This window comes from Clostridium transplantifaecale, from assembly GCF_900626075.1.
GTDB classification, from domain to species: Bacteria; Bacillota; Clostridia; order Lachnospirales; family Lachnospiraceae; genus Otoolea; species Otoolea transplantifaecalis.
On record NZ_UYZY01000006.1, the window covers coordinates 45,487 to 66,654 of the forward strand.

At 46.6% G+C, this 21,168-nt stretch carries 19 protein-coding genes, 11 tRNA genes and 3 rRNA genes; 12 read left to right on the forward strand and 21 right to left on the reverse strand.

The window, feature by feature from the left end; genetic code table 11:
• Positions 1–61: 61 nt before the first annotated feature.
• On the reverse strand, positions 62–370 hold the full coding sequence (locus tag EJL91_RS19815) for a helix-turn-helix domain-containing protein (protein ID WP_125143708.1): 309 nt from the start codon (positions 368–370) through the stop codon (positions 62–64).
• A 138-nt stretch (positions 371–508) separates the two neighbouring features.
• Between EJL91_RS19815 and EJL91_RS19820 the strand changes: the two genes are divergently transcribed.
• The gene (locus EJL91_RS19820; RefSeq protein ID WP_125143709.1) at positions 509–1,231 is read left to right on the forward strand and encodes a hypothetical protein; all 723 of its coding nucleotides are present in this window, start codon (positions 509–511) and stop codon (positions 1,229–1,231) included.
• A 24-nt stretch (positions 1,232–1,255) separates the two neighbouring features.
• The gene (locus EJL91_RS24685; protein WP_164516901.1) at positions 1,256–1,405 is read left to right on the forward strand and encodes a hypothetical protein; all 150 of its coding nucleotides are present in this window, start codon (positions 1,256–1,258) and stop codon (positions 1,403–1,405) included.
• Here the strand turns inward: EJL91_RS24685 and EJL91_RS19825 are convergent.
• The 4 genes from EJL91_RS19825 to EJL91_RS19840 form a co-directional block, all read right to left on the reverse strand.
• On the reverse strand, positions 1,402–1,785 hold the full coding sequence (locus tag EJL91_RS19825; protein WP_125143710.1) for a hypothetical protein: 384 nt from the start codon (positions 1,783–1,785) through the stop codon (positions 1,402–1,404). The genes EJL91_RS24685 and EJL91_RS19825 overlap by 4 nt on opposite strands.
• Positions 1,786–1,868: 83 nt before the next feature.
• A complete protein-coding gene (locus EJL91_RS19830; protein WP_125143711.1) occupies positions 1,869–3,212 on the reverse strand; it encodes a relaxase/mobilization nuclease domain-containing protein in 1,344 nt (447 codons plus the stop codon).
• Positions 3,173–3,502, reverse strand: coding sequence for a MobC family plasmid mobilization relaxosome protein (locus EJL91_RS19835; RefSeq protein WP_125143712.1), 330 nt, complete (start codon positions 3,500–3,502; stop codon positions 3,173–3,175). The genes EJL91_RS19830 and EJL91_RS19835 overlap by 40 nt, the downstream gene beginning before the upstream one ends.
• Before the next feature lie 246 nt (positions 3,503–3,748).
• On the reverse strand, positions 3,749–4,108 hold the full coding sequence (locus tag EJL91_RS19840; RefSeq protein WP_125143950.1) for a helix-turn-helix transcriptional regulator: 360 nt from the start codon (positions 4,106–4,108) through the stop codon (positions 3,749–3,751).
• A 174-nt stretch (positions 4,109–4,282) separates the two neighbouring features.
• Between EJL91_RS19840 and EJL91_RS19845 the strand changes: the two genes are divergently transcribed.
• The 10 genes from EJL91_RS19845 (at position 4,283) to EJL91_RS19890 (ending at position 11,813) form a co-directional block, all read left to right on the forward strand.
• Positions 4,283–5,176: an alpha/beta hydrolase gene (locus EJL91_RS19845; protein ID WP_125143713.1), complete on the forward strand. Its 894-nt coding sequence runs from the start codon at positions 4,283–4,285 to the stop codon at positions 5,174–5,176.
• A 73-nt stretch (positions 5,177–5,249) separates the two neighbouring features.
• Positions 5,250–5,831, forward strand: coding sequence for a TetR/AcrR family transcriptional regulator (locus tag EJL91_RS19850; protein ID WP_125143714.1), 582 nt, complete (start codon positions 5,250–5,252; stop codon positions 5,829–5,831).
• Positions 5,832–5,935: 104 nt separating this feature from the next.
• Positions 5,936–6,781, forward strand: a complete 846-nt coding sequence (locus EJL91_RS19855) for an ABC transporter ATP-binding protein (RefSeq protein ID WP_125143715.1) — start codon at positions 5,936–5,938, stop codon at positions 6,779–6,781.
• On the forward strand, positions 6,778–7,461 hold the full coding sequence (locus EJL91_RS19860) for a fluoroquinolone export ABC transporter permease subunit (RefSeq protein ID WP_125143716.1): 684 nt from the start codon (positions 6,778–6,780) through the stop codon (positions 7,459–7,461). The genes EJL91_RS19855 and EJL91_RS19860 overlap by 4 nt, the downstream gene beginning before the upstream one ends.
• Complete coding sequence (locus EJL91_RS19865) at positions 7,458–8,156, forward strand: ABC transporter permease (RefSeq protein ID WP_125143717.1); 699 nt, start codon at positions 7,458–7,460, stop codon at positions 8,154–8,156. Before EJL91_RS19860 ends, EJL91_RS19865 begins: the two co-directional genes overlap by 4 nt.
• A 169-nt stretch (positions 8,157–8,325) precedes the next feature.
• Complete coding sequence (locus EJL91_RS25185) at positions 8,326–8,454, forward strand: hypothetical protein (protein WP_279230057.1); 129 nt, start codon at positions 8,326–8,328, stop codon at positions 8,452–8,454.
• 461 nt (positions 8,455–8,915) lie between these two features.
• A complete protein-coding gene (locus EJL91_RS19870; protein WP_125143718.1) occupies positions 8,916–9,344 on the forward strand; it encodes an RNA polymerase sigma factor in 429 nt (142 codons plus the stop codon).
• The gene (locus tag EJL91_RS19875) at positions 9,335–9,574 is read left to right on the forward strand and encodes a helix-turn-helix domain-containing protein (RefSeq protein ID WP_125143719.1); all 240 of its coding nucleotides are present in this window, start codon (positions 9,335–9,337) and stop codon (positions 9,572–9,574) included. Before EJL91_RS19870 ends, EJL91_RS19875 begins: the two co-directional genes overlap by 10 nt.
• Positions 9,575–9,997: 423 nt before the next feature.
• Positions 9,998–10,216, forward strand: coding sequence for a helix-turn-helix domain-containing protein (locus EJL91_RS19885; protein WP_125143720.1), 219 nt, complete (start codon positions 9,998–10,000; stop codon positions 10,214–10,216).
• A 112-nt stretch (positions 10,217–10,328) separates the two neighbouring features.
• The gene (locus EJL91_RS19890) at positions 10,329–11,813 is read left to right on the forward strand and encodes a tyrosine-type recombinase/integrase (RefSeq protein ID WP_125143721.1); all 1,485 of its coding nucleotides are present in this window, start codon (positions 10,329–10,331) and stop codon (positions 11,811–11,813) included.
• Positions 11,814–11,854: 41 nt separating this feature from the next.
• Here EJL91_RS19890 and EJL91_RS19895 read toward each other — a convergent pair.
• The 16 genes from EJL91_RS19895 to tsaD all read right to left on the reverse strand — a co-directional run bounded on the left by EJL91_RS19895 (position 11,855) and on the right by tsaD (position 21,155).
• Positions 11,855–11,941 (reverse strand) — tRNA-Leu (locus tag EJL91_RS19895).
• A 214-nt stretch (positions 11,942–12,155) separates the two neighbouring features.
• Positions 12,156–12,228: transfer RNA gene (locus EJL91_RS19900), tRNA-Val, on the reverse strand.
• A 47-nt stretch (positions 12,229–12,275) separates the two neighbouring features.
• Positions 12,276–12,349, reverse strand: a tRNA-Asp gene (locus EJL91_RS19905).
• Positions 12,350–12,391: 42 nt separating this feature from the next.
• Positions 12,392–12,465 (reverse strand) — tRNA-Ile (locus EJL91_RS19910).
• 13 nt (positions 12,466–12,478) lie between these two features.
• Positions 12,479–12,551, reverse strand: a tRNA-Thr gene (locus tag EJL91_RS19915).
• A gap of 4 nt (positions 12,552–12,555) precedes the next feature.
• Positions 12,556–12,627 (reverse strand) — tRNA-Glu (locus tag EJL91_RS19920).
• Between the two features lie 113 nt (positions 12,628–12,740).
• Positions 12,741–12,813 (reverse strand) — tRNA-Asn (locus EJL91_RS19925).
• Between the two features lie 140 nt (positions 12,814–12,953).
• Positions 12,954–15,841 (reverse strand): 23S ribosomal RNA (locus tag EJL91_RS19930).
• 386 nt (positions 15,842–16,227) lie between these two features.
• Positions 16,228–16,300, reverse strand: a tRNA-Ala gene (locus tag EJL91_RS19935).
• A gap of 121 nt (positions 16,301–16,421) precedes the next feature.
• Positions 16,422–16,495, reverse strand: a tRNA-Ile gene (locus EJL91_RS19940).
• 4 nt (positions 16,496–16,499) lie between these two features.
• Positions 16,500–16,617, reverse strand: a 5S ribosomal RNA gene (gene rrf / locus EJL91_RS19945).
• Between the two features lie 202 nt (positions 16,618–16,819).
• Positions 16,820–18,351 (reverse strand): 16S ribosomal RNA (locus EJL91_RS19950).
• The 16S, 23S and 5S rRNA genes sit together here with 11 tRNA genes alongside, the layout of an rRNA operon.
• A gap of 239 nt (positions 18,352–18,590) precedes the next feature.
• Positions 18,591–18,679: transfer RNA gene (locus tag EJL91_RS19955), tRNA-Ser, on the reverse strand.
• A 47-nt stretch (positions 18,680–18,726) separates the two neighbouring features.
• Positions 18,727–18,812: transfer RNA gene (locus EJL91_RS19960), tRNA-Ser, on the reverse strand.
• A gap of 556 nt (positions 18,813–19,368) precedes the next feature.
• A complete protein-coding gene (gene ispD, locus EJL91_RS19965) occupies positions 19,369–20,115 on the reverse strand; it encodes a 2-C-methyl-D-erythritol 4-phosphate cytidylyltransferase (protein ID WP_125143722.1) in 747 nt (248 codons plus the stop codon).
• Positions 20,116–20,117: 2 nt separating this feature from the next.
• Positions 20,118–21,155 (reverse strand): tRNA (adenosine(37)-N6)-threonylcarbamoyltransferase complex transferase subunit TsaD, encoded by a 1,038-nt coding sequence (gene tsaD, locus EJL91_RS19970; RefSeq protein ID WP_125143723.1) that lies wholly within the window; start codon positions 21,153–21,155, stop codon positions 20,118–20,120.
• Between the last annotated feature and the right edge of the window lie 13 nt (positions 21,156–21,168).

Genomic DNA, 21,168 nt, shown 5'->3' on the forward strand with positions numbered 1-21,168 from the left:
CACAGCCGATGGTTTTATACAACGGCTGTGTTCCCGCTCTTTTTTTGCCCTCACATACGTTTTATCTTTTCAGGCCTTTTATGATGGCTTTTACATTCTGCACCTGTTCATCATCCAGGGAATCCAAATCTCCGATAATCTCCTGGTACTCTGCCGGGTGGCCGTTTCCCTCATCGAAAAATTCGGACGGCGTAACACCCAGGTATTCACAGATATAGAAAAACACCTGCATGGACGGGAAACCATTTCTATTTTCCAGCGCATTGATATAGCCGGCGCTCTGCCCGATGGATAAACTCATGTCCCGTGCTGAAATGCCTTTTTCCGTGCGCAGCTTTGCCAGTCTCCTGTAAAACAATTCCTCAAACATACCCCACCGCCTTTTTATATGATTGTACCCTACACTGATACAAAATATATCCGGCTGTATAGGATGTTTGAGTTGACCTATCTGATTGTATCAGATATTATTGAGAAAACAACGTTTTTAAGACGACAGGAGGATTATATGAGACATACAGGCACATACCATCTTACAGCAGCCAGCGCCTTATATGCGGCTGCCGTGTCCCTGGCCCTGCTGCTCCCTGGCTGCGGTCCGGTACAGGCGCCGGAATCCCGCGCAGCTTTCTCCCAGGAACAGGAAGAAAAAACAGGAACCGTGAAAGAACCCCGGTATACTTCCGACACCCCGCCGGCAGACTGTCTCCTGTGCGGTGACGGAAAAGGAACCCTGCTCCCTCTGTATTGGGACCAGGACAATATCGGCATTATCAGCCTGAACACCTTTGAGCTGTCCTATGTCGGGATTAACCGTTATGACGATGATGGAAACTTGATTGAGGAACCGATCCGGGGTTCTGCCACACATATCATGAGCCGCGGGGAGGATGGCTTTTTTACCATGATCTCGGAGGACACAGGCCGGGGCTTTGCCACGGGTTTCGTTTCTTTCAACCAGGATGGAACCCTGGATTTAAAAGAGGCCGCCTCCCATCTCTGTACCAGCTGCCTCAACCGGACCATGGAAGAAAACTGGAGTGACAATCCCTACGGCGTGGGGGTAATCAATTTTAAGACAAGGGGAATCCGGCTGTTTGAAGAAACAGTCACCGCGTTCACTTTTGGTGACTTTTATATTTCCTGCGATATGAGGGAACCGCCGGCGGGAACTTCTGAAAGGGAAATGGACTTTCTGATTTTTTACTGTCCTGAAAGATATGAGCAATAGGGGGATTCCGCAGCAGCAGGCATTGTGGGAATGTGTATAACCTGCCGTCCCATGGAGCTGTGGGAAAGGGCGTTTGCAGGATGTGGGAAAGCCCTGTGCTTTTCCATGGCCTGTGAACGCCCTTTTCCATCGGTGGAATGGCTGGTTATGCACATTTCCACGGTGCTTCTTTAACTGTTTTTTGCCTTTAAATGGAGCCCTCCCATCAGGAGAACCCCTAATCCCATGACAACATAAAACCATACCATGTCCTCTCCGGAAAAGGCATATGCAAGGAATCCGAATACAAACGCCCAGAACAGGGAGAGAATCCCGCCGATGATCCAGAAGCCGACGGCTGTATTCTGGAGCCAAAAGAGAAATACCAGGCCAATCACCAGGCATATGGCAGGATGGACACCCGCCAGGAGATGGCAGGCAAATCCCGCGCCGGCCGCCAGGCTGATACTGTCAAATAAGATGATGTTTCCGAAGAACAGGCCGATTACCATAAGCACCAGGCCGATTACAAGACCGATGGCAAGCGCCAGGCCATAAGTAAATATTACTGCCATAGAACCTCCTTTGCTGCTGTGTGTCTGCGGTGTCATTTTTGCTCCCATTATACAACAGATTTTTTTCCGCGCCTACAATTTTTTTATCTGTATTCCTGTGACCTGTCCCTGTCCGGTTCTTTCGGGATGGAGAGCAGGACGTCCACATTCTGCCGGATGACCTCATATTCCTTTGCCTCTGCCCTGGCCTTGCGGTACTCCGGGTACAGTGCCTCCTTTTTTGCGGTGAGGGCATCATACTCCGCTTTCATCGACTGAAAGGCCGGAATCTTTTTGAGGTTCCGCTCCTTTAACTGTCTGGCCGCCGCTTCAAACAGTATAATGCCCCCCTCATGCCCCCGGAGGAATTTTTCTTTGTCCGGGGAATTCCTGTAACTGTCATAGACCGGTTTCAGCTTCCAGTAAGTAGTTGCGTGTTTCATCAGCATGGAAAGGTCTGTCATATGTTCTTCTGTTTCCCTGATAGCTGCCAGGGCTGCCTCGCGTCTCCCGGTAAGTGCTTCCATCCTGTTTTCCAGTTCCTCATAGCTGGCGATCCCATGCTCCGTAAGGAAGTTCATGGTCTTTGCCGCCCGTTTGAGATTATTGATTTTTGCCCAGTGCGTGAAACCGGCGCTCTCCTGGGCCTTCAAGTTATTCTGAATGTCAATAAGCAGGCTGATCCGCCCATCACCCTGCCTCGGCAGCCTGGAGGGGCGGGGTTTCCCCGCAATCCGGGCAGCTACGGCCTCCTCCGTGTAATCTGCCCCCAGGGTTTTCATCCGGGTAAACCGTTCCTGGCCGGAAGCTCGGCAGGATGTATATTTTCCCCGCTTAATCTCATACCCCTGCTCCTGCAGGCGGCGGAGCAGGTCCTCAAAATCCGCGGATATGGGAATAAGCCGGTCAATGGCAGCTTTCAGGTTTGCCTTATAGCTGGTCCCCGCCTTCTCTGCGGCATGTTCCGCATAACTCTTTCCTTTGTCCTGTCCGGGAACAATGACTGACAGGCCATGTTCCTTACAGAGACGGTCACTGACACGGCGGATGTTATGGTAACTCCGCTTGTTGGAATGGTAATGCCGGTGATCCGTAAAGCTGACGGCATTAAAAATCAGGTGGTTATGTATATGCCCTTTGTCTATGTGCGTGGTAAGAACAAACTCATACTGGTTCCCTAGGATTTCCCTTGCAAGCTGCATACCAATCTCATGGGCCTCCTCCGGCGTGACCTCCCCCGGTTCAAATGCCTGGATTAAATGGCGCCCCAGGTTTGTGCCTTTGTCAATGGCATATTTCCTCGTCCAGGCAAACTCAATATCAGCCGTTTCCGCTGAACATCCAAAGGAGGATACCAATAGTTTCCCGTCCGTTTTCTGGGGATTGCAGATATAATCTATCGCCGCTTTCAGCGTAGACTTGATAGGATGTGTCTTTGTAATTGCCATATCTGATCCAGCCTTTCCAGGATTTCCTCCATATCTGCCTGATAAGCCGGCCCGCCGGCGTTGAGCTTTTTCGCTATCTGGTTAATGTTCCGGCCAATCCCCGCAAGCTGCGCCGTAAACTCTTTAATGTTGGATGTATCCGTATAGATGATATAGCCGTCAATCGCCATCTTGCGGAAGTAGGCTCCGTACCTTTTCGTTGGGAGCAGCTTCATCTTTTCATCAATCAGCCGTTTTTCTTCCTCTGTCACCCAGAACTTCATCTGGATATTCCGCTTCCGGTTTACCATGGCGTTCCTCGCTTTCTATAAGGGTTTGGGATTATCCCAACAAGCATTTTTCCATTTGGGCAACGGGGCCTAAATGGAAAAATCCGCAAGTGGTGGGTACCCACTTGCTGTGCTTGCTGTCTTTAGTCTTTCCGTACTTTAGTAACTGCGGGAACACCGATTCAGCAACCATTTTCAAAGAAAAACGCTACAAACCAGTCATGGCTCATAGCGTCCCTTAAACAATATTCAGTTGTAACGGGAGAATCATGCTTCTTCCTCCGTTTCGGTTTCCCGGATACTTTGTGCGGTGGCGGTGACAATCTTCAAGCCTCTGTCCTCCATCCCATCCAGCAGGACATCAAGCTGTCTGCGCTGCGTGGATTTATTTCCCTCATTCTCAGCGAAAATGAATTGATCCAGGGATATATTGTAACGGATGGCAAACTCCGTACATAACTGGAGGCTTGGGTGCTGCCCTTTATTCTCAATGTTAGCAAGATAGCGTGGAGAAATATACATCTCATCCGCCACTTTCTTCCGTGATTCTTTTCTTGCAGTCCGCTCCGCTTTTATTGCCTGTCCGAGTGCCGTAAAATCATACTTTGGTACTGGTCTTTTCATAATTTGTTCACCCAATTACATTTTACAGTTCCCTTTTTCTTTTGGATATGCTTACACAGTTCCTATTATTAGCCAATATAGTTCCTATTATTAAAATTTAATATATTGACACGAATATGTATTTGTCTTATAATCTATATGACGATAAATTTAATATAGTCATATAGGAGGTTGCTTATGGCTTACAAAGAATTTGAAATTTTATCAGATAACATACCCATTACTCTATCCATGTGGATACAAGACGCAGACGAACCAACTATAATATTTCTTCCTGGAACGATGTCACATCCACTAATGTATGCAACGTTCTTGAACGGTTTATCTGAACGTGGTTTCAATGTTATTGGCATTCATTATTTTTCACATGGCAAAAGCCCAAAGGTCAAAACAAATTACACAATGGATGATCTATTGCAAAATGTTTATGACACAACTACATTTGCAATCGAAAATTTTGGACATAATATTTCGATTATGGGTTCCAGCCAGGGTGGAATTTTAGCTGCCATGGCCGCAGGCCGGGATACCCGTATAAAGGCCGTTTTTCCGTACAATATCATGCTGACCTCGTTGAGAGAGACGATGAGCCTGACGAAATTTCCAGCATGGACACACCGTTTTATGGGATTTATTCAGTTTATGTTTCGTGTAGGCGGAACGATATTTCCCAACATGAAAATTCATCCTGATGCCTACCTGGACTTTAACAAGGTTTTCCATAGTGAAAAGGCAAAAAATGATTGCCTTAATGATCCCATGCTTTTGCCCTATTATCCCTTAAAATTTGTAGCCAGCTTGTTTAATGCTGATTTATCCTGCCTTGAAGATGGCTCAATCAAATGTCCGATTGTTTTAATTACAGCCAAAGGTGATCCGCTATTCAGCTATGACTACATAGAAAAAGTGTATGAACAGATTAACTCTGCTAATAAAGAAATGCTTGTGCTTAGCCTAAACCGGCATATGATTTTTAATGAGGATACCAATGATACTTTGAATGCATTAGAACCAACACTGCATAAGTATTTATATTGCATTGTGCCAACAACAGAGCTAAAGAGAAAATGATTGACAATACAAATCATAAGTGATATATTCTATATGACGTTATTAAATATTTAGTCATAAGGAGGTGATAAAAGTGCCACGCTTTACAGAAAAAGAAAAAGCCTTTATTAGTGATAAACTGTTAGCCGAGGGCGAAAAACTCTTTGCCCTACACGGATTAAAAAAAGTAACGGTTGATGATTTAGCTGTTGCTGCTAATATATCCAAAGGCTCCTTTTATGCGTTTTATCCCAGCAAAGAACACCTGTATGTAGAAATCAACTTTCAGTTACAGCAAAAACTTTTTGAGGACATTGAAACGGTGGTGAAGAATAAACGTTATCCTACGCAAAGGACTTTAACCAAAGATGTCATTATGATGGGACTTAGCGGAATCGTTACTTCCCCCATCCTGTCGCAAATTGACTTATCCATAATGGATTATCTGCAACGGAAATTATCTCCTGATATTTTCAACAATCATATGTACAATGACATCCGCATATTGGAAATGCTGGAACATATGGGAGTGCAATTTACTGTTCCTCACACAGTAATAATTAAATCTCTCTATTCTGTATTGACCTGCCTTGAGCAGTTCAAGGAGGATAAAGAATTAGGACAGATACAAACACTTTTAGTTGATGGTATCGTGAATCAGGTTATTAAAGAATAGCAACATTTGTTTGGTTATTTGGCTGACAGGTAGCCAAACATTTTTTTAACTTTTATATGACTATATAATATAAAACGTCATATATCCAACAGGGAGGAATTAAAATGATTGAGGTCAACAAATTATGTTTCAGCTATACAAATAAGCCTTTTGTTGAAAACGTAAGCTTTCATGTGGGGCAGGGTGAAGTTTTTGGCTTTCTGGGGCCATCAGGCGCCGGAAAATCAACCATACAAAAAGTCTTAACCGGGCTCAACACAAGATATCAAGGGAGTGTCAAAGTCGCGGGAACAGAAATACGCGAAAGAACTAACAGTTTTTATGAGCGTATTGGTGTTGACTTTGAGTTTTCCACCTGTTATGAGAAATTCACCGCACGCGAAAATCTAAAATACTTTGGTTCCCTATATGACCGGCCACTTCGCTCAACCGATGAACTTTTAAAAATGGTGGGGTTGGAAAATGACGGTGATAAGAAGGTTTCCAATTTTTCAAAAGGCATGCGCTCCCGGCTGAACTTTATAAAGGCCCTGGTTCACAATCCGGATATTCTTTTTCTTGATGAACCTACTAGCGGCCTTGATCCTACAAACAGCAGGCTCATGAAAGATATTATCCTTTCCGAGAAAAAGCGCGGCAAAACGATTATTATTACCACACACAATATGTTTGACGCTACGGAACTGTGCGATCAGGTAGCTTTTATCGTGTCAGGAAAAGTCAGCGCCCTGGATACCCCCCATAATCTCATCATGTCAAGAGGTGCAGCTAAACTCCAGTACACCTATTTTGAAAATGGTGAAAAGACCGGGGAATGTATGCTTACACAAACGGCTGCTGATAAACGGTTAAATGAGCTTATCCGGAGTAACAGCCTTCAATCTGTTCATAGCAGTGAGCCAACATTAAATGATATTTTCGTGGACATAACCGGGAGGACATTGCAATGAAATTAGGAAGATTGATCCGCGGCGATATTCATTTCCAGTGGAAATATGGATTTTACTTTATTTATTTTGTCCTAACAGTGATTTATGTCTGTGGCATTACATCTTTACCAGAAAACTGGAAACACAATGCTGTTGCCATTATGGTTTATTCTGATCCGGCGGCCATGGGATTGTTTTTCATGGGAGCGATTGTTTTACTTGAAAAAAGTCAAAAGGTACTCAATGCGATTGCAATATCGCCGACAAAGGTATCCGAGTATATCCTTGCTAAGGTATTTTCTTTAATGTTCATATCCTGCGTGGTCGCATTGATACTGGGAATTACGGCAGGAAATGGGAACATATCAGGTATCATAGCCGGGACAGCATTAACATCATCGATTTTTACTATGCTTGGTATCATGGCCGCCACAAAGATTGCGAACCTGAATCAGTTTTTAATTGTAATCATGCCCATTGAAATTTTATGCTTTGTCCCACCAATTTTAGGGTTATTTACAGACCTGCCGGAAATCTTGCGATTCTTTCCATTAATGGCCTGCATGAATTTAATAACAGGGTATAGTCAGAATTTGTTTCTGGACTTGGTTCTTATTCTTGCAACGAATTTTGTCCTATATCTGGTAGCCCATAAGATGGTATCAAAAATGTGGCGGAGTATTGGAGGTGTGAAGATATGAAAAAAGTATTTAACAGCACAGGGCAGGTATTCCAACAGATAACTAAAGATCCCATGATGTTTGCAGCTTGTTTCACTCCGTTTCTGGTTGGTGCCCTTATTAAATTTGGAATCCCATTAATAGAGAACGCGACAAAGTTTTCTTTACTGCCCTATTATCCGATTTTTGACCTGTTTCTCTCTATCATGGCACCAGTGCTCCTTTGTTTTGCTTTTGCCATGATTACCTTGGAAGAAATTGATGATAAAGTCTCACGCTATTTTTCAATAACGCCACTCGGAAAATCAGGATATATATTTTCAAGGCTTGGAATACCTGCAATTCTGTCAACTGTTGTTACGTTTATTGTGTTGCTAATCTTTTCATTGGAAAGACGGCCCGTCATCATGGTTTTAGGCTTGTCCGTATTGGGAGCGATTCAGGCTATTATAGTAGCCCTGATGATTATTACACTTTCAACTAATAAACTGGAAGGAATGGCAGTTACAAAACTGGCTGCACTTACATTACTAGGAATACCGGCTCCATTCTTTATTGATAGTTACTATCAGTTTGCAGTCGGCTTCCTTCCATCATTTTGGGTGGCAAAAGCTGTACAGAATGAGGCGATTCTTTATCTCACCATAGCATTGCTGGTAGCCTTAATCTGGTATTACTTCCTTACAAAACGTCTGTTTCAGAAGCTGGCAGGGTAAGGAGCCTATATGGAAAAAAATGAAAGCCTGCTAAATGGAAATGTAAATAAGGCATACGGGTTTCCACAATGTAAACATTGTATGGTACATGTTAATACTAATGAACTTCCCCACTTTGCATAGGACGGGGAAGATGATTTAAGGCCAATGAAAGGAGGTGAGGTAGGTTATGGAACAATACTGGTGGATTATCATTGTTGCGGTTTTGATTGTCGTTGGCTTACTTAAAATGGTTATTATGAAAAAATACAACGATAAAAAAAATTCCAAAAAGCGTCCGCATAATGATGAAGATTAGTAAGGATCAACTAAAAAGGAAAACTGCTATCTGTGTAGCAGCACAAAACGGCAGTTTGAAATTAAACCGCCGTTTTCCTTTTTCAAAAATTGGATTACGGAGGGTGTGTTAAAGTCACCCTTTTTTAGGATATGGCGGTATCTAAGGAGGAACCGCCATGTTTGCTTTAATATTTTGCATTTTTCATAAACCTTTAAAGTCAAAAAAATTCATACTCCTCCTCCGCAGTATTACGCACTTACATATGAACATACAAATCATTTTATAGGATATATTATTTCCCATGCCCGGCTGAGTTTATTTCAGTCGGGCCTTTTTGCGGTTTGGACGGTTTCCTCCTATTGGAGCCTTTCAAATATTTTTTCTCTTTTGCGGTTGCCGATTTCGGCTTTTTACAGTTACCCATGCGAAAGGGAAAAAAACATCACCTGCTTCGCCGCAGTGCGAAAGGGGGTGAGAACATGAAAGACTCCTACGAACAGCGCGTTCAGAATCAGTTTGGCGCCTTTTGCGCCAGAGTTCTGAAGAACGAAGCCTGCGATATTCTAAAGGAATATGCACGGCTCCGGAATGCCGAGAAGTCCCTGAATGAACTGTCAGCCGCAGAGCTGGAACAGACCTCCACCGTGGACAAGTATTTTGCGGATGAACACATCTTTGAAGTACAAGGGCTCCCGGTAGTCGTAACCGGCAATTCCCTGGCAGAAGCCATCGGACAGCTGCCGGAAGATAAGCGGGATATAATCCTGCTGTCCTATTTCCTGGGTATGAATGACCGCGAGATCAGCGAAAAGCTGAATGTCCTGCGGCAGACCATATCCAAACGGCGGGCAAACATTCTGAAAGAATTGCGCAAGTATCTGGAAAAGGAGGGATTTGAATGGCCGTAAAAAAGAAAGCCCTGCCGCTGCCGGTAATCCTGGCGGCAATGGAGGGTGACGAGACAGCTCTCACCACTGTTGTCTCCCATTACCAAAGCTACATACGGGCTCTTGCCACCAGGCCGATGAAAGACAAATACGGGAATGAATACCTGTGCGTTGATGAATCCATGCGGCTCCGGCTGGAGACCAAACTGATTTACAGCATTGTGACGGGCTTTAAAGTGCTGCCGGCATAAGGGTTATCCCGCGGAGCGTGTTCCACTCCCTATCCCCGCTCCAATGGACCGGCACATAGCCTGTTTTGAACCATGACAAAGAAAGCCCGGAAGAAAACGCCGGCGCAGCATAAGGCAGACGGATACTTTCTTTCCGTGCCGAGCCGGGCAGCCAGTGCGCCATGATCTCCCCGGAGCGAGCGACAACACCAGGCTGTAACGCAAACACGGCAGTTTGCAGGCAATGACACACGGAAAGGATAATGATACTCCCTTACAGTCACAGCCAGAGCGTTCAGAGCGTCGCAGGCAATGAGTAGGGCCGCATGAGAACCATGCAGGGGTTAGATTCCCGTGGAGCTGTACATAGTTCATCTATGGTGCCATACAGCCGTCCGTTCATGCCTTTTTCTTTTTATTATTCAGAAAAGGGGGGACTGCTTTATGGATATGGCTATTTCCCAGAAAGAAGCCTACCAGTCTGTTTTTAAGAAATACCCCGATGTAGTTACCGTAGACCAAATGAGTGAAATGCTTGGTATCAGCACCAAAACAGCTTACCGGTTGCTGAAAGAAAATGCCATTGAACATTTTATGATCGGCCGGACTTACAAGATACCGAAAATCCACATCATGGCCTACCTAAACATCATCAAAAATTAGCAGCTTTAAAAATTCCTGTGCGTCTGGGGCTGTCAAACCTCCAAAGACACGGTATAATAAAAGTGTCAATGGTAGGTGTAAATTAGCTGCTGCCCCGCAAAGGAGGATATACATGGTAGCAGGACATCTACGAATTCAGAACGGCATTTATCAGATGATATTAAATTATTATGACAAGAGCAAAAAGCGGAAAACAAAATCCGTCAGCACCCGTCTCCCCATAAAGGGAAACAAAAAGAGGGCGGAGGGTATGCTCCTCCAGTTGAGGAAAGAATTTATCCCCACACTTTGGGATAAGGACACATTATTCTATGACTTTCTCAGCGAATGGCTGGAGACAGCGAATTTTGCGGCTGACGTTTACGCCGTATACCGTGTTGCCATCAATCTGTATGCCGTACCGTACCTTGAAAACAGAAATTTAACCATAGCGGATATGACGACCGAGGACTTGAAATCGTTGTATGAGAATATCCGGCAGAACGGCATGATTCCCTCACCGGAGGATTTAAAAAGGATTCTCACCACCTGCCACACCGTCATAAGCGGTGCCCTGGCCTACGCGGTAACCTCCGGCTGGATTGAGGATAACCCGGCCGATAAGATTGATCCCCTGACCGGAGAAACAGAAATATTATTCTCTGATTTTATCCTAGACTGGCTGGATATGATGAAAAGCAGCGTTGACCTCAATACATATGCGGGCTATGCCTCCGGCATTAAGAGCAAGATAGCCCCCTACTTCAAGAAAAAAGGGTATATGCTGACAGATATGGAAAACAACCCGAAGTACATTCAGGACTATTACCTCTATGAGATGAATGAAAACGGCCTGACAACGAATACCATTATTCACCGCCATGCCAATATCCGGAAGTGTCTGCAATATGCTTTTCAGATAGGGCTGATTAAGTCCAATCCGGCAGACCGCATTGAACGGCCGCAGAAAAACGTCTATGTTCCTGAATATTATGACGGGAACGAACTGGACGTACTGTTCCAGGCGGTAAAAGGTAATCCGGTGGAACTGCCCGTTATCCTGGCCTCATTTTATGGCCTGCGGAGAAGCGAGATTGTAGGTCTCAAATGGAGCAGCATTGATTTCTTGAAAAAGACAATCACAATCAAACATGTTGTGACCGATATTTATTTAGACGGGCATACAATCACGATTTCAAAAGATAAGACCAAAACAAAATCAAGTACGCGGACCTTACCTCTGGTGGAACCGTTTGAGATTGCACTTTTGAATTTGAAAAAGCAGCAGGAAGAAGATCAGGCGGTTTGCGGAAATTCTTACAGCCGGGAATATCTGGATTATGTTCTCAAAGACAAGACCGGCAGCCGGATGAAACCTGGATTCATCAGCCAGCATTTCAAGTTGATCCTGACAAAGCACGGACTGAAGATGATACGTTTCCACGACCTCAGACATAGTTGCGCCAGTTTACTTTATGCCAACGGTGTGGACCTGAAAGCGATTCAGGAGTGGTTAGGGCACAGCACTATCACCACCACGGCAAACACATATACTCATTTCGATTTCAGCAAAAAGGTCCAGTCCGCAAACGCAATCATGGGAAGTTACCCGGCATAAAAAGAAAAGCTCTGGAAGAAAACTTCCAAAGCTGAATAATCTGGTGCGGGTAGCCGGACTTGAACCGGCACGGGATTGCTCCCGAGAGATTTTAAGTCTCTTGTGTCTGCCTATTCCACCATACCCGCAGATTTGTTGTTCCATTTCCCACCTTTATTTTTCCTCTCGGAATTTGGAGGGATGTTCAGGAGGGATGTTGAAACGGTCACAAGTTATGAAGTTGTTGAAACCCTTGTAAATTCAAGGCTTTTGACACCGGGCGAGGAAATCACGCAGGAGATTTTAAGTCCTGTGCGTCTGCCAGTTCCGCCACTGCGGCATATCTGGTTTTTCACAGATAAATGGGGCCTATAGGGCTCGAACCTATGACCCTCTGCTTGTAAGGCAGATGCTCTCCCAGCTGAGCTAAGACCCCAAATATTATAAGTTTTTCGCCTGACTTTCATCAAACGTTAAAACTAGCGACCCGGATGGGACTCGAACCCACGACCTCCGCCGTGACAGGGCGGCGCTCTAACCAACTGAGCCACCGGGCCAGATCTTTCGTTTTTTAATTCTTTTCCTTTAGTTCAGGATAGTGGACCTTCGGGGACTCGAACCCGGGACCGACCGGTTATGAGCCGGTTGCTCTAACCAACTGAGCTAAAGGTCCAAATATATAAAAGAGCCGATGATCGGACTCGAACCGATAACCTGCTGATTACAAATCAGCTGCTCTGCCAATTGAGCCACATCGGCTGAATGACCCCAACGAGATTCGAACTCGTGTTACCGCCGTGAAAGGGCGATGTCTTAACCGCTTGACCATGGGGCCTTACTTCACAGCGACTCCATAGTGTGTTCTTCCCGCTGCTAATTGCTTAGTAATATTATCACATTTTTGGCCTAATGTCAATTTATCTTTGGCTATTTTTTGATACAAAAAAACTCCCCGAGTAGGACTTGAACCTACGACAGCGCGGTTAACAGCCGCGTGCTCTACCGACTGAGCTATCGAGGAATAAAGGGGAATGTTTTGGTTACCTGAACCAGACTCCCTCTCGGTTATCATGCCCAGATTCCCATTACATATACCTTCAAAACCACATATTGAAATTCATCCGTTTTTAAACTTTGTTTCCTCTATCCTAACCTAACCTTTTGGTTAAGCCCTCGACCGATTAGTAACAGTCAGCTGCACATGTTGCCATGCTTCCACCTCTGCCCTATCTACCTCGTCGTCTTCAAGGGGTCTTACTCTTGCGATGGGATATCTCATCTTGAGGGGGGCTTCACGCTTAGATGCCTTCAGCGTTTATCCCGTCCCGACTTGGCTACTCTGCCATAGGTTTGATACCTAACAGATACACCAGAGGTCAGTCCATCCCGGTCCTCTCGTACTAAGGACAGCTCCTCTCAAATATCCTACGCCCGCGCCGGATAGGGACCGAACTGTCTCACGACGTTCTGAACCCAGCTCGCGTACCGCTTTAATGGGCGAACAGCCCAACCCTTGGGACCTACTTCAGCCCCAGGATGCGATGAGCCGACATCGAGGTGCCAAACCACTCCGTCGATGTGAACTCTTGGGAGTGATAAGCCTGTTATCCCCAGGGTAGCTTTTATCCGTTGAGCGATGGCAATCCCACTTTCATACCACCGGATCACTAAGTCCTACTTTCGTACCTGCTCGACCCGTCAGTCTCGCAGTCAAGCTCCCTTATGCCTTTGCACTCTTTGAATGGTTTCCAACCATTCTGAGGGAACCTTTGAGCGCCTCCGATACCCTTTCGGAGGCGACCGCCCCAGTCAAACTCCCCACCTGACATTGTCCCACCACCGGATCACGGTGGCTGGTTAGAAATCCAGTATCACAAGGGTGGTATCCCAACATTGACTCCAAGAAGACTGGCGTCCTCTCTTCTTCGTCTCCCACCTATCCTGTACATGCAATACCGAATCCCAGTATCAAGCTAGAGTAAAGCTCCATGGGGTCTTTCCGTCCTGGCGCAGGTAACCAGCATCTTCACTGGTATTTCAATTTCACCGGGTGCATTGTTGAGACAGCGCTCAAATCATTACGCCTTTCGTGCGGGTCGGAACTTACCCGACAAGGAATTTCGCTACCTTAGGACCGTTATAGTTACGGCCGCCGTTTACTGGGGCTTAGATTCAAAGCTTCGATTGCTCTAACCTCTCCTCGTAACCTTCCAGCACCGGGCAGGCGTCAGCCCATATACCTCACCTTACGGTTTTGCATAGACCTGTGTTTTTGCTAAACAGTTGCTTGAGCCTATTCTCTGCGGCCCACTCTCGTGGGCACCCTTTATCCCGAAGTTACAGGGTCATTTTGCCGAGTTCCTTAACAATGCTTCTCCCGCCGGCCTTAGGATTCTCTCCTCATCCACCTGTGTCGGTTTACGGTACGGGTACATATCACACAATAGCGGCTTTTCTCGACAGCCCCTACGCCAACTTCGCTACTAATAGTTCGCTACGCGTCACGTCCTCCTGTTGTTGAGCGGATTTGCCAGCTCAACCAGTCCTACGCTTGCCCCGGTCTTTTCATTCCCGGGTTTGGCACCGGTTCTGTGTCCCCACAGTTCTGATGATATGCAGTACAGGAATTTCAACCTGTTGTCCATCGACTACGCTTCTCAGCCTCGCCTTAGGCCCCGACTTACCCAGAGCAGATCAGCTTTACTCTGGAAACCTTAGATATTCGGCCTGGAGGATTCCCACCTCCATCTCGCTACTCATTCCGGCATTCTCTCTTCTTAAAAGTCCACAGCTCCTTATCGGTACTGCTTCACTCCTTTAAGAATGCTCCTCTACCAATTGTCTTACGACAATTCCTAAGCTTCGGTGTTGTGTTTTAGCCCCGGACATTTTCGGCGCAGGACCTCTCGACTAGTGAGCTATTACGCACTCTTTGAATGTGTGGCTGCTTCTGAGCCAACATCCTAGTTGTCTTTGAAATCCCACATCCTTTTCCACTTAACACACACTTTGGGACCTTAGCTGTAGGTCTGGGCTCTTTCCCTTTTGACTACCCAACTTATCTCGTGCAGTCTGACTCCCGTACATCATTTATGCGGCATTCGGAGTTTGATATTCTTCGGTAGACTTTGACGTCCCCTAGGAAATTCAGTGCTCTACCTCCGCTAAACTAATACGAGGCTAGCCCTAAAGCTATTTCGAGGAGAACCAGCTATCTCCGGGTTCGATTGGAATTTCTCCCCTATCCACACCTCATCGCCACCCTTTTCAACGGATGTGCGTTCGGTCCTCCATTTCCTTTTACGGAAACTTCAACCTGGACATGGATAGGTCACCCGGTTTCGGGTCTGCACATGCTGACTTGACGCCCTATTAAGACTCGCTCTCGCTTCGGCTCCGCACCTTAAGTGCTTAACCTTGCCAGCATCCGCAACTCGCCGGACCGTTCTACAAAAAGTACGCGGTCGCACCTTAACGTGCTTCCACAGATTGTAAACACAGGGTTTCAGGTTCTCTTTCACTCCCCTCCCGGGGTCCTTTTCACCTTTCCTTCACATTACTATGCGCTATCGGTCACTAAGAAGTATTTAGCCTTGGGGGGTGGTCCCCCCGACTTCCCGCAAGGTTCCACGTGTCTCGCGGTACTCTGGATCCTGCTGCTGCCTATTGTTTTCATGTACGGGGCTTTCACCCTCTCTGGCCGGTCTTTCCAGGACCGTTCCATTAACAAATCGGCTCACGTATGCAGTCCGTAACCCCAGAGTGCACGCACTCTGGTTTGGGCTCTTTCCCTTTCGCTCGCCGCTACTCAGGAAATCGATTTTTCTTTCTCTTCCTCCGCCTACTTAGATGTTTCAGTTCAGCGGGTTCCCTTCCATACGTTATGTATTGGCGTATGGATACTTGAGGTCTTCTCAAGTGGGTTTCCCCATTCAGATATCTCCGGATCAAAGGATATTTGCTCCTCCCCGAAGCTTTTCGCAGCTTATCACGTCTTTCATCGGCTCTTAGTGCCAAGGCATCCACCCTGCGCTCTTATTAGCTTAACCAATTGACTCAAACCTGCGGGTGCGGGTTCTTGTCTAAGATTCATAGCGTTGAATCTTTGGTTTAGGTTTACAAATAAATTCGTTTTGGTTTGTTTTTTTCGGTTACACTTTCGTGTAACACCTCGGATGTCTTGATTTTGTCTCTCTTCCCTTCTTTGTGGCAAGCCACTCAGAAGAGTTTTGAAACTCTATCTAGATATTATTTCAATATGCAGTTTTCAAGGTACATGCGATGCGTTTACCTAGTCCAGAATGCCACTCAAGGTCTACGACCTTTCGTTCACGGCGTTTCACGCCTATGCTTGATTCCTCATGTCTGCTTAGGAAAGTAAACTTTCCACACAGCCCTGACTCATCATGCGCACTCTTCCTTCAGCTCGCGCAAATGGAGATGGAGAGATTCGAACTCTTGACCCCCTGCTTGCAAGGCAGGTGCTCTCCCAACTGAGCTACACCCCCATGGATGCGGGCCTTCCCTAATTAAAGGCGATCCCATATTCATTTTGTTTATTATATTGAATTCAGCCGTTTATCCTGTCAGTATGCTGTTCTCGTTCCACGGCATTACCCTCTCGGGTAATGGGCTTAAGTGGACTCGAACCACCGACCTCACGCTTATCAGGCGTGCGCTCTAACCGGCTGAGCTATAAGCCCATTAATCTGGCAGCCACCTGCTTTCCCATATCGTTACCAATATAGTATCATCGGCCGCTTAGGTCTTAACCATCGTGTTCGGGATGGGAACGGGTGTCTCCCCTAAGCGCATCGCCACCAGAAATGTTGTTTCCAGGCTACGTTAATCGCACCTCCAAAAGCTTCGCTTTTCTCGGTCGTGGTTGGCACCACTTATGCATCCATTCCGCTCCATCCGCTCTTGAAAGCAAGCTTTCATCGCTTCTGTCCCTTCATTTCTGCGCAATTAACTCTGTATCCTCGAAAACTCAACAGTATATAAAACCTTTACTTCTTCTTCCTTAGAAAGGAGGTGATCCAGCCGCACCTTCCGATACGGCTACCTTGTTACGACTTCACCCCAGTTATCGGTCCCGCCTTCGGCAGCTCCCTCCTTACGGTTGGGTCACTGACTTCGGGCGTTACTGACTCCCATGGTGTGACGGGCGGTGTGTACAAGACCCGGGAACGTATTCACCGCGACATTCTGATTCGCGATTACTAGCGATTCCAGCTTCGTGCAGGCGAGTTGCAGCCTGCAGTCCGAACTGAGACGTTATTTCTGAGATTTGCTCCACCTCGCGGTCTCGCTTCTCTTTGTTTACGCCATTGTAGCACGTGTGTAGCCCAGATCATAAGGGGCATGATGATTTGACGTCATCCCCACCTTCCTCCAGGTTATCCCTGGCAGTCTCCCAAGAGTTCCCACCTCTACGTGCTGGCTACTTAGGATAAGGGTTGCGCTCGTTGCGGGACTTAACCCAACATCTCACGACACGAGCTGACGACAACCATGCACCACCTGTCTTCTCCGCCCCGAAGGGAAGGGGACGTTACTCCCCGGTCGGATCGATGTCAAGACCTGGTAAGGTTCTTCGCGTTGCTTCGAATTAAACCACATGCTCCACCGCTTGTGCGGGTCCCCGTCAATTCCTTTGAGTTTCATTCTTGCGAACGTACTCCCCAGGTGGAATACTTACTGCGTTTGCGACGGCACCGAAGAGCTTTGCTCCCCAACACCTAGTATTCATCGTTGACGGCGTGGACGACCAGGGTAGCTAATCCTGTTTGCTCCCCACGCTTTCGAGCCTCAACGTCAGTTATCGTCCAGTAAGTCGCCTTCGCCACTGGTGTTCCTCCTAATATCTACGCATTTCACCGCTACACTAGGAATTCCACTTACCTCTCCGACACTCTAGTTCCATAGTTTCCAAAGCAGTCCCGCAGTTGAGCCGCGGGCTTTCACTTCAGACTTACAGTACCGTCTACGCTCCCTTTACACCCAGTAAATCCGGATAACGCTTGCCCCCTACGTATTACCGCGGCTGCTGGCACGTAGTTAGCCGGGGCTTCTTAGTCAGGTACCGTCATTTTCTTCCCTGCTGATAGAGCTTTACATACCGAAATACTTCTTCACTCACGCGGCGTCGCTGCATCAGGCTTTCGCCCATTGTGCAATATTCCCCACTGCTGCCTCCCGTAGGAGTTTGGGCCGTGTCTCAGTCCCAATGTGGCCGGTCACCCTCTCAGGTCGGCTACTGATCGTCGCCTTGGTAGGCCGTTACCCTACCAACTAGCTAATCAGACGCGGGTCCATCTTGTACCACCGGAGTTTTTCACACCGCATCATGTGATGCTGTGCGCTTATGCGGTATTAGCAGTCATTTCTAACTGTTGTCCCCCAGTACAAGGCAGGTTACCCACGCGTTACTCACCCGTCCGCCACTCAGTCAACTTAGCTTCCATCCGAAAACTTCCGCTAAATCGCTTCGTTCGACTTGCATGTGTTAGGCACGCCGCCAGCGTTCATCCTGAGCCAGGATCAAACTCTCATGTTTAAGATTTGATTCCGTTCAAAAATCGCTTGGCTATTTTTGTCCGTTTGTGTTCGCTTTTGTAGCACTTTCGTGCTCCGCAAGTGTATCACGTTTTTACTTGGTTTTGTTCTGAATGTTCTCTCGAACTTCTAGGCTTAACCAAAAGCCTTTGTTCTTTAAGAATTTTCAAGGTTTTACATACTGTTCAGTTTTCAAGGTTCCTGGCATCGACTTCCAATTGCTTGTCTGTCAATGTCGAACGCAGAAGGAGGGATTTGAACCCTCGCGCCGCTACTAACGACCTACTCCCTTTCCAGGGGAGCCCCTTCAACCTCTTGGGTACTTCTGCCGGTTGATTTCTTATTTATATATGAAGCTGTGCATTATATTTCTTAACGGAGAGAGTGGGATTCGAACCCACGCGCCCTTTCGGACAAACGGTTTTCAAGACCGCCTCGTTATGACCACTTCGATATCTCTCCAAACGTGCCTTCATATTTTACAACAGGCTTTCCAGTTTGTCAAGTACTTTTTTATCTTTTTTTGAATTTTATCTTTTATAGATTCAATTCATACATTAGATAAAATTAATCTCTGCAGCCTCCGAAAACGGTTGTTTATCAGGGCTTTGTCGCTCGCTGTCTCAGCAGCAACGGTGATAATCTTACCACGTATACCCACAGGTGTCAACCACTATTTTTCATTTTTTTACAATTTTTGTAATTTCTGGTTTCCAGTCTCTCTAATCTTTCCTTTAACTACAAGGGCTGTGGGCATTTTAGGTATATTTTATATCGTTGATTTTCGTCCTTATATTTTCCTTTTCACCAAAATATGAGGTTGTCCTCTTTTATATAAATTCAACTTAATATGAATTCTATAGTAAAATAAGAATCTTTCTTCAGAATCACTAAACCTCAATCGGACGGATAAGGAGATCCGTTTTTAATAATTCGGCTGCTATTACTATGTACAGTATATCCAGAAAAATAAAAACCTATCCATATCCTGGCACACCGTAAATCTTTTTCCATTTGCTTAAATATCGGCTCTATGATGTATAAAAGTTTCCGCCACGAGCATATCTTCCGGTGTTGTTACCTTGATATTGCGGTATGAGCCTTCCGTCAGCCTGACTTTATGTCTGGTCATCGACTCCACCACCATCGCATCATCGGTAACACCTGTCTGATATTCCGCCCGGCCCATCATCTTGTCATAAGCTTCCCTGAGCAGAGGATAAGCAAATCCCTGCGGTGTCTGAACCGTCCAGACCAGGGAGCGATCCGGCGTCACTCCGGCAAATCCGGCGTCATCGGATAGCTTCACCGTATCCTTGGACGGCATCCCCGCCACACAGGCCCCATAACACACTGCGTCATCCATCACCCGTGCAATCACCCCCGGATCGGCAAACGGCCTGGCCCCGTCGTGGACCAGGACATAATCCCCCTGACCGTATCCCCCCTGTGCCTCTAGACATTTCAGTCCTTCATAAACAGAGTGATAGCGTTCTTTTCCTCCGGGGACTACGGCCAATATTTTATTGAATCCATATTTCTCTATAATTTCTTTGCGGCAATACTCTATATCTTCTGCACCTGTCACAAGCACAATATCATTCACCGGCCCATCCTCAAATGTTTTCAGTGAATAATAGATAAGAGGTTTCCCATCCAGGAGCATATACTGCTTCTGAACTTTGCTGTTCATCCGGCTCCCTCTGCCTGCCGCCAGTACGACAGCCGCAAACCGGCCTGTCTTATTTAAGGCTTTTTTATCCATAATCAGCGTTCCCCCAGCTTCAGATTCGGCACTGCATTCAGATCCCAGCCGGCCCGGGAGCCATTGATGTATTCATAATAGGCCGCCACACCAATCATCGCCGCATTGTCCGTACAGTAAATGGGGGACGGGTGATAGAATTTGAGCCCGGCTTTACGGCAGGCTTCCTCCATTCCTTCCCTGAGGGCCGTATTCGATGCAACGCCTCCGGCGATTGCAACCTTGTCATAGCCATACTCCCTGGCCGCTGCAATTGTTCTTGTAACCAGAACTTCCACTACGGCATTCTGAAATGAGGCTGCCAGGTCGGGAACGGCAATCTCTTCTCCTGTCATTTTTGCATGATTAATATAATTAAGAACAGCCGATTTTAAACCGCTGAAACTGAAGTCATAGGGATTCTCCCCGACTTTGGCTCTCGGGAATTCCACTGCGTGCTTATTTCCGCCCTGTGCTGCCTTGTCCACCTTAGGCCCTCCCGGATAACCCAGGCCCACAGCCCTTGCCACTTTGTCAAAGGCCTCTCCGGCGGCATCATCCCTTGTTCTTCCAATAATCTCAAATTCTCCGTAATCCTTCACAATTACAAGGTGTGTATGCCCTCCGGATACGATAAGGCAGACAAACGGAGGTTCCAAATCCGCATTCTCAATAAAATTGGCCGATACGTGTCCTTCTATATGATGGACTCCTACAAGTGGTTTTTTAGCGGCATAAGCCAACGCTTTCGCCTCGGCCACTCCAACTAAAAGCGCACCAACCAGGCCGGGACCGTAAGTGACTGCAATTGCCGTAATTTCCTCCAGGGTCATGTCCGCCTCTTTCAGGGCGCTTTCAATTACCTGGTTGATCTTCTCTATATGTTTCCTGGAGGCAATTTCCGGAACCACCCCTCCATAGAGTGTATGAAGGTCAATTTGTGACGATATGACATTCGAGAGCACCTGGCGGCCGTTTTTCACCACGGAAGCTGCGGTCTCGTCGCAGGAGCTTTCAATTGCAAGAATATAAACATCTTCATCGGTTGTATGTTTTTTCATGGCGCTTTCTTCC